The organism is Streptomyces marokkonensis (assembly GCF_008312835.1).
Taxonomy (GTDB): domain Bacteria; phylum Actinomycetota; class Actinomycetes; order Streptomycetales; family Streptomycetaceae; genus Streptomyces; species Streptomyces marokkonensis_A.
Map to the genome: position 1 here is coordinate 154,985 of NZ_VSKS01000019.1, position 8,492 is coordinate 163,476.

Annotated in this window: 9 protein-coding genes and 1 pseudogene; all 10 read left to right on the forward strand. The window is 73.8% G+C overall.

Annotated elements, in window-relative coordinates:
* Window positions 1-1,008 carry a type II secretion system F family protein gene (locus F1615_RS27985; RefSeq protein WP_149551823.1) on the forward strand — a complete coding sequence of 336 codons (1,008 nt, stop codon included), beginning with the start codon at window positions 1-3 and terminating at the stop codon, window positions 1,006-1,008.
* A gap of 14 nt (window positions 1,009-1,022) precedes the next feature.
* Entirely contained in the window at window positions 1,023-1,931 is a 909-nt protein-coding gene (locus F1615_RS27990; RefSeq protein WP_149551840.1) for a type II secretion system F family protein, read from the forward strand.
* 64 nt (window positions 1,932-1,995) lie between these two features.
* On the forward strand, window positions 1,996-2,247 hold the full coding sequence (locus F1615_RS27995) for a hypothetical protein (RefSeq protein ID WP_149551824.1): 252 nt from the start codon (window positions 1,996-1,998) through the stop codon (window positions 2,245-2,247).
* A 29-nt stretch (window positions 2,248-2,276) separates the two neighbouring features.
* Window positions 2,277-2,726 carry a TadE family protein gene (locus tag F1615_RS28000; RefSeq protein WP_149551825.1) on the forward strand — a complete coding sequence of 150 codons (450 nt, stop codon included), beginning with the start codon at window positions 2,277-2,279 and terminating at the stop codon, window positions 2,724-2,726.
* Window positions 2,727-3,155, forward strand: a complete 429-nt coding sequence (locus tag F1615_RS28005; RefSeq protein ID WP_149551826.1) for a TadE/TadG family type IV pilus assembly protein — start codon at window positions 2,727-2,729, stop codon at window positions 3,153-3,155.
* 11 nt (window positions 3,156-3,166) lie between these two features.
* Window positions 3,167-3,616, forward strand: a complete 450-nt coding sequence (locus F1615_RS28010; RefSeq protein WP_149551841.1) for a Tad domain-containing protein — start codon at window positions 3,167-3,169, stop codon at window positions 3,614-3,616.
* Between the two features lie 358 nt (window positions 3,617-3,974).
* The gene (locus F1615_RS28015; protein WP_149551827.1) at window positions 3,975-4,217 is read left to right on the forward strand and encodes a hypothetical protein; all 243 of its coding nucleotides are present in this window, start codon (window positions 3,975-3,977) and stop codon (window positions 4,215-4,217) included.
* 247 nt (window positions 4,218-4,464) lie between these two features.
* Window positions 4,465-7,413 (forward strand): BTAD domain-containing putative transcriptional regulator, encoded by a 2,949-nt coding sequence (locus F1615_RS28020; RefSeq protein ID WP_149551828.1) that lies wholly within the window; start codon window positions 4,465-4,467, stop codon window positions 7,411-7,413.
* A gap of 13 nt (window positions 7,414-7,426) precedes the next feature.
* On the forward strand, window positions 7,427-8,161 hold the full coding sequence (locus tag F1615_RS28025) for a prepilin peptidase (RefSeq protein ID WP_149551829.1): 735 nt from the start codon (window positions 7,427-7,429) through the stop codon (window positions 8,159-8,161).
* An 80-nt stretch (window positions 8,162-8,241) separates the two neighbouring features.
* Window positions 8,242-8,492 (forward strand): annotated as a pseudogene (locus F1615_RS28030) (dehypoxanthine futalosine cyclase); the annotation flags it as partial.

Consider the following 8,492-nt stretch of genomic DNA (forward strand, 5'->3'; position numbering starts at 1 on the left):
ATGAACCCCGCGACCACCGACCTCGCCGCGTTCGGCTCGCTCGGCTCCATGGGCGGGCTGTTCTCCACCACGGTCCTGTACGCGCTCGCCTGCGGTGTCGCCGTCGGCGGCGGACTGGCACTGCTGATCGTCGCCGTACGGGGGCTGCCCGCCAGGCCCGAGCACGAGAAGCAGAAGGCGAGCGAGCGGGCGAACGAGCTGATCCGGTTCGCCGGGCAGCGCGGCTCCCTCGCCGCGATCGTCGGCCTCGTCGTGCTGCTGCTGACCCGCTGGGCGGTGGCCGGTGTCGCCGCCGCCGTCCTCGTCTTCTTCTGGGACCGGCTCTTCGGCGGGGCCGGGGAGGAACGGGCCGCGATGCGGCGCGTGGAGGCGCTGGCCTCCTGGACGGAGTCGCTGCGCGACACCATCGCCGGCGCGGTGGGCCTGGAGCAGGCCATCCCGGCCTCCGCGCGCGCCGCGGCGCCCGTGCTGCGCCCGCACCTCGACGCGCTCGTCGACCGGCTGCGCGCCCGCACCCCGCTGCCCGAGGCGCTCCAGCACCTCGCCGACGAGATCGACGACGCCTCCGCCGACATCATCGTCGCCGCGCTCATCCTCAACGCCCGGCTGCGCGGACCCGGTCTGCGGCAGGTCCTCGGCGCGCTCGCCAAGTCGGCGCGCGAGGAGGTCGACATGCGGCAGCGCGTGATGGCGCAGCGCGCCTCCACCCGGCGCTCGGTGCAGATCGTCGTCGCCGTGTCGATCGCGTTCGTACTCGGACTGTCCATCTTCAACCGGGACTTCGTCGAGCCGTACGGCACCGCGGTGGGGCAGCTCGTACTCGCCTGTGTCTGCAGCCTGTTCGCCCTCGGTTTCTGGTGGCTGCGGAAGCTGTCCACCATCGAGACGCCCGAACGCTTCCTGGTGCGCGACGAGCCGGCGGTGCAGTTCGTGCGGCCGCGCACCCCCGGCGCCGCGGCGGACCGGCCGCAGGCGCCGCTCCAGCAGGACGAGGGGGTACGCCGGTGAACGGCGAACTGACGATGCCGGTGGTCGTCGGCGCGGTCATCGGACTGGGGATCTACGTCCTGGTCCGCGCGTTGATGCCCACCAGGCGCAGCGCGATCTCCCAGGTCGCCCGGATCGACGCGATGCGGGCGCGCGGAACGGCGTACGAGTCGGCACGCGCGCCGCGGGACACCGGCCGCCTGGGCTCTCTGAGGGCCGAAGTGGGTTCGCGCGTCGCCGAGTTCTATCTGCAGCAGGGATGGGAGCAGCGCAGCCTGCGCGCGGACCTGGCGGTACTGGAGCGCAGCTGGGAGAAGTTCCTGGCGACGAAGGTGCTGCTGGCCGTGACGGGCCTGTTCTTCGGTCCGTTCCTGTTCGCCATCGTCTGGCAGCTCGGGTTCAGCGAGAGCCCGGTCGTTCCGGTGTGGCTGGCCCTGGTGTGCGCGGCGCTGTTCTTCTTCCTGCCCGACCTGGAGGTCCGCCGGGACGCCGCCGAGAAGCGGCGCGACCTGCGCCGGGTCATCGGCGCGTACCTGGACCTGGTGTCGATGAGCCTGGCCGGCGGCCGGGGTCTGCCGGAGGCGCTGATGGCGGCGGCCGAGGTGTCCGACGGCTGGGCGACACGGCGCATCCGCAACGCCCTCGCCGACGCCCGGATCACCGGCCTCAGCCAGTGGCAGGCGCTGGGTCAGCTGGGGGAGGAGCTGGGCGTGGAGGAGCTGAAGGACCTCTCCGCGTCCCTGGCGCTCGTCGCGGACGACGGTGCGAAGGTGCGCGAGTCCCTCGCCTCCCGCGCCGAGACCATGCGGCACCGCGAACTCGCCGAGATCGAGGGCAGCGCGGGTGAGAAGTCCCAGTCGATGCTCGTGGCGCAGCTGCTGCTGTGCGCGGGGTTCCTCGTGTTCCTGATCTTCCCGGCGGCGATGCGGGTGTTCCAGGTGTGAGAACCGTGACCCCCGAGCCGTACGTCAGAGCTTCCGTGAACCGAATTCGAGAGGACAACGCGTCATGAACGGACGTACCTTCCACACCGGCATCCCCGCCGTGGACTTCCTGGTCACCTTCGTGCGCGGGCGCGTGGAGCGTGCCCGCTCCGGCGAACTGGACCGCGGTGCCTCCGCGGTGGAGTGGGTCATCATCTCGGCGGTCGTCGTGGCGATCGTCGGCGTCGTGGCCGCCATCATCAACACCGCGCTGAGCGACGGCGCCAACAAGGTCGGCGACTGCATCAAGGGCGCGGACGCGGGCAAGACCTGCTGACCACCCACACCTTCTCAACGTCCACGGGGATGCCGGTGCGTGTACGTCGCTGGGTACGCCGAAGGGTGGAGGCCGCCTCCGCCCGCGGCGAGTCCGGCATGACCGCGATCGAGTTCGTGCTGCTCACGCCCGTACTCTTCTTCATGATCTTCGCGACGGTGCAGTTCGCGCTGTACTTCTTCGCCGATCACGTCGCCCAGGCGGCGGCGCAGGCGGGCGCGCGCAAGGCGCGTGCGACCGCGCACGACCAGCCGGGCGGCTGGCGGGGTGAGGCGCGGGACGTGGTGGACAGCTACATCCGGCAGCTGGGCCCGCAGCTGGTGCTGGCTCCCGACGTGACGATGCTCCAGCCGGAGCAGAACACGGTGGGCGTGGAGATCACGGCACGCGTCCCGACGGTGTTCCCCGGCCTTGACCTGACGGTGCACGCGCAGTCGATGGGGCCGGTGGAGCGGTTCGTGCAGGAGGGGGAGAACTAGATGGACCTCTCCGTCTTCCGCGGACGGGCGCGGTCGCACGACGACCGGGGACTGTCCACCGTCGAGGTGGTCGTCCTCGCGCCGGTGATGATCCTGTTCATCCTGGTCCTGGTGGCCTTCGGGCAACTGGTGGACGGACGCGGCGCGCTGGACGGCGCGGCGCGCGACGCGGCCCGCGCCGGCTCGATCCAGAAGGACCACGCCACGGCGATGGCCGAGGCGAGGGCGGCGGCCGAGGCGAACCTCGCGGACGTCTGCTCGGGTCCGGTGACCGTCGTACAGACCAGCCAGGGCTTCGAGCCGGACACCATCTTCACGGTCGAGGTGAGCTGCGAGGTCCGGGGCCTCGCCATGCTGGGCCTGGACGTCCCCACGACCCTGACCGCGAGCTTCAGCTCCCCGCTGGACCCGTACCGGAGGACGGCGTGAGAGCGGCACGTATGCGGAGCCTGCTGTGGGACCGCCGCACGCGGCTGGACGACCGCGGCTCGGGCGCCGGCGCGGTCATCGTCTTCGCCCTCGTCTTCCTGTCCCTGACGGCCTTCGTCATCGACGGCGGCATGTCCGTCTCGAAACGGGAACGCGCCGCCGACATCGCGGAACAGGCCGCCCGTTACGCCGCCCAGGACATCGACCGCGAGGCCCTCTACGACAACGAGGGCGGCCCGGCGCCGATCAACTACGAGAACTGCGACGCCCGGGTGAAGGCCTTCGCCCGCGAGATGGGCATGTCCGGCCCGGACATCGCGGCGACGCACTGCGTGGCGGCCAGTGCCGAAGCGGTGGAGGTCGACGTGCAGTTGACGTACGCGCCGGTCTTCACGGGCATGTTCTACGGCGGGGACGTGGTGGTGCACGGGCAGGCGGTGGCCGAGAACGAGGTCGGCTGAGGCCGCGGCCGGCGCCGTCGCCGAACCTTCCACGGACCTGCACGACGTTCACCGCGGGGCCGCACGGGAAAGGGACGGAGCGCGCGGATCGGTCCCGGCGTGCTGGGTGTGTCACCGGCAGGCTCCCGTGGCCGGTGGGTTGCGTGAAGGCGGAGGCCGATTCCGTGACCGCATCCCCACACTCGTGGACGCGGCGGTGCCGCGGGAGTGCGCGTCGACCGTGCGTCGCTGGCCGGCCGTTCGGCCGCGTGCTTGGATCGGTGAGCGGCTCCCCGGTGACGTGCACGGATTCCCCCAACTCCGGATCTCGGGCGGGCCTCGCCGCTCTGATTCGCTGCAATGAAGGGAAAGACCTGACATGAACCTCGTCCCCCAGGTCGACACTGCCGAGCTCTCCGACGCGGACCTGGACCAGGTGTCCGGCGGCCTCGCCGGTGGCGTCGACGTCGCGGCCGGCCTCGCCGTCACCGCGTCCGCCGGTGCCGCCGGCGCGGGTCTCCACGTGGAGGCCGGCCCGCTCTCCGTCTGCGCCGGTCTCGGCGCCTCGGTGACGCCCGGTGCCGCCGCGGTGAACGGCCACGCGCACACCACGATGGTCTGAGCCGCACGGCCGGCGCGCGCCGAGCAGCGGTGAGGACGGGCCCCGGACGCAGCCGTGCGCTGTGTCCGGGGCCCGTCGGGCGTGCGGGCCCCGGCCCGCCCCCGCCGCGTCGTGCCGTCGGGGACGTCGCGGCGGGAGGAGGCCTTCGACTGCGGCCATGGGAGGAGACCTTCGACTGCGGCCATGGGAGTCAATAGGATCTCCGTAGTCCCAGTAGGCCCTCCTCCCACGATCCAGGACACCCGCCATGTCGCGACGCCGCAGTTCCAGCTCGTCAACCTCGACGGACGCGGGCTCCGCCACCCCCCGGAACCGGACGCCGCAGCCGGTGCGGGTGCGGCGGCGGTCGTTCGGGGACGTCGTCAAGGCGTTCCTCGCCTTCGTGGCGCTGCTCGCGCTGGTCGTCGGTGTGCCGTTCGCGCTGGCCGTGACCGCGGGCCGGCCGTTCCCGGACACCTTCGAGCCGATGGAGTGGCTCAAGCAGGACATCTCCGTCTCGACGTTCCTGGGCATCCTCACCTTCGTCGTCTGGCTCGCCTGGGCGCAGTTCACCGCCTGTGTGCTCGTGGAGATGAAGGCCGCGCTGTCGGGCGTCGGTGTGCCGGGGCGGGTGCCAGGGGCCGGGCCCAGTCAGCTGCTCGCCCGTCAACTCGTCGCCGCCCTGCTGCTCGTGAGCGCGACCGCGGCGAGCTTCACTCCCGGGCTGAGCCAGCTCGGGCAGAGCCTCGACGGCAACCAGCGGCCCGCCGCGGCCGCCGCCCAGCAGACCCCCGGCCTCTTCGCCCAGCAGCAGGAGCAGGCCGCCGGTGCCGCGGCCGCCCTCGCCGAGCAGGCGTCGCACGCCGAAGCGGCGGGCAGCGGCGCCAAGCAGCGCGGCGACACGAAGTTCTACCGGATCCAGCCGCCCGAGGGCCGGCACCACGACTCCCTCTGGGAGGTCGCCGAGCGGCACCTCGGAGACGGCCGCCGGTACAAGGAGATCTTCGAGCTCAACAAGGACCGCGCCCAGCCCGACGGTTCCCGGCTGTCCGAGGCCAGCCTGATCCGGCCCGGCTGGATCATGGAAATGCCCGCCGACGCGCGTGGCGGCGAGCTCGTGGAGATGCCCGACGAGGCGCCCGAGGTCTCGCCCGAGGTGCGGCAGCAGATCCACGACTACGCCCGGACCGGGGACCACGCACAGGGCGGTGGCGGCAGCGGTGCCGCCGACGTCTCCGTGCCCGAGCAGCGGCCCGCCCCCGCGCCCGCGAACGGCAACGCCGGTCACCAGCGGGAGCGGCAGCACGCCACCCCCGCCCACGACTCCTCCGCCTTCGGTCTGCCCGAAGCGCTCCTCGCCGCGCCCCTTCTCGCCGCCGGCCTCCTCGGCGCCCTCGGGCACCGGCGCCGGCAGGCGCTGTGGCAGTCGGCGATCGCCGGCATCGGCGGACGGCGCGGGATGGAGCCGCCCACGCCGGCCGGGGACGCCCTGGACGTGCAGGACGCGCTGCTGGTCGGCGCCGACCCCGAGGGCGTACGGCTGCTCGACCGGTCGCTGCGCGGGCTCGCCGCGTCCCTCGCCGCGGACTCCCGGCCGCTGCCCACCGTCTACGCGGCCTGGTTCGGCAACGGCGACCTGCACCTCCAGCTCGCCCAGCCGTCCGGCAAGCCGCCGACGCCCTGGCAGCTCGGGCAGGACGAGACGTTCTGGGTGCTCGCCAAGGACGACGCCGAGCAGTACGAGGACAGCGACACCGCCGCCCCCTACCCGGGCCTCGTCAGCCTCGGCACGATGGACGGCTCCCGGCTGCTGCTCAACCTGGAGTCCGTTCCCGGCCTCGTCACCCTGCGCGGCGACGAGGCCGACCGCGCCGCCGTGTTCGCCTCCGTCGCCGCCGAACTGGCCACCAACGGCTGGTCCGACCGCATGACCATCACCCTCGTCGGATTCGGTGCCGACCTGACCCCCCTCGCGCCCAGCCGGCTGCGCCACCTCGACGACGTCGAGGCGCTGATCGAGACCATGGAGGCCGAGACGCGGCAGCGGCGGGGTGCCCTGGGCGCGGCCGGGCACGACTCCGTGCTCACCGGACGCACCGGGCCCGCCCGGCACACCCGTTGGGCCCCGCACCTGGTCCTGCTCGCCGCCGAGCCGTCCGCCGAGGACGCCGTCACGCTCGCCGAACTCGCCGCGGACGCAGGCCGGCTCGGCATCGGCTACCTCGTCGGCACCGGCAGCGGCGAACTTCCGGGCGCCGCCTGGGAGATGGAGATCACCGGCGACGGCCGCCTGCTCGCCCCCCTCCTCGGCCTCGAACTCGACGCCCAGCTCCTGCCCGCCGCCCAGCAGCGGGCGGTCGTCGAGCTGTTCGTCCAGGCCGACCCCGAGCGCGGCCCCGACGGACCGGACCACACGCCGCCGTTCCTCGTCGACATCAGCGAACAGGGCCGGCCCGCCGTGTACGCGCGCATGGTCGGGCCGTACGAGATCATCGGTCTCGACACCCCGGACGACGAGCGCAGCGCACTGCTCCACGAGGCGCTCGCGCTGCTGCTCCTGCACCGCGAGGGCGTGCACCCGCGCGTGCTGTCCTCCGCCCTGTGGCCGCGCGGCGTCACCGACGACGTGCGCGAGGCGCTCGTGGAGCGGCTGCGCGCCTGGCTCGGCACCGACCCCGACGGCACACCCCGCCTCGGCACGGACGACACGGGGCGGCTCACCCTCGCCCGGTCCGTCGTCTCCGACCTGGACGTGCTGCGGTCCCTGTACCACGAGGCCACCCAGGGCAGGGGCGTCGACAGCCGGGCCGTGCGCGGCCGGCTGCTCACCGACGCGCTGGTGCTGGTGCGCGGGCCGCTGCTCGCCGGCCGGCCCGAGGGCCGCTACCGCTGGCTCACCCACGAGATCGTCGACGCCCAGCTCCCGCTGCTCGTCGCGGACACCGGGCTCGCGCTCGCCGAGTTCCACATGGAGAAGAACCGCGCGGAGAAGGCCATCGAGGCGATCGACGCCGCGCTGCGCACCGCCCCGGCCGACGAGCGGCTGTGGAACGAGCTGCTGCGCGCCACCCACGCCCTCGACGACCTGGAGCGGCTCACCGCCCTCGCCGCCGACCTGATCGGCCGCAGCGGCGCCCGCGGGCTGCCGCCGCGCACCGAGGCGCTGCTCGACGAGCTGCTGCCGACCTGGCGCGACGCCGTCGCGGCGGCCGGCTGAGCGGCCCGGCGCGATGAGCGACGGCCTGTACGTCTCGCTGATCGCCGTCGCCGCGCTGTGGGGCGCGGCGGCCGGCGCGGTGCTGCCCCGCGCGGCCTACCGGTTCTCCGCCCCGTCGGGGGAGGAGTGGCGCGCGGCGTGCCCGGCGGGTCATCCGGTGAACGGCTGGCTCGGCCCCGCGCGGTGCGGACCGTGCGCGGGACCGCCGTACGGGCCGGGCACCGCTCCCGCCGTCGTCACCGCCCTGGTCTGCGCCGCCCTCGCCGCGGCCACCGGGACCCGGCCCGAGCTGGCGGTGTGGCTGCTGCTCGCGCCCGTCGGCGTGCTGCTCGCGGTGGTCGACTTCCGGGTGCAGCGGCTGCCCGACCCGCTCACCCTGCCCTTCGCCGGGGCCGCCCTCGCCCTGCTCGGCCCGGCCGCGCTCGTCCCCGAGCACGCGGGGGAGTGGACGACGGCCCTGCTGGGCGCGCTCGCGCTCGGCGCCGGCTACTTCGTGCTGTTCCTCATCAACCCCGGCGGCATGGGCTTCGGCGATGTGAAGCTGGCGCTCGGCGCGGGCGCCGTCCTCGGCTGGTACGGCTGGCCGACCGTGATGCTCGGCACGCTCGCCGGGTTCCTCCTCGGGGCGCTGTACGGGGGTGCGCTGGTCGTCGCGCGGCGGGCGGGACGCAAGACGGCCATCCCGTTCGGCCCGTTCCTGATCGGCGGCGCCTTCGCCGGCCTGCTGATCGGCGCGTACGCGGCCTGACGTCAGCCGCCGGATGCCGCTGACGTACGCTGGATCGGTCCGTCCGCAGACCGTCCACACCCCTGACGAAAGGGACGCCGGTGACCGAGAAGGCCGACCTTCAGCCCGTCCTCGACCGTGCCGCCGCCGGTGGACGGATCACCCCCGAGGAGGCCCTCGACCTCTACCGGGACGCCCCGCTGCACGCGCTGGGCGCCGCCGCCGACGCGGTCCGCAGGCGCCGGTACGCCGGGACCGAGCACATCGCGACGTACATCATCGAGCGGAACATCAACTACACGAACGTGTGCGTCACGGCGTGCAAGTTCTGCGCCTTCTACGCCGCGCCCAA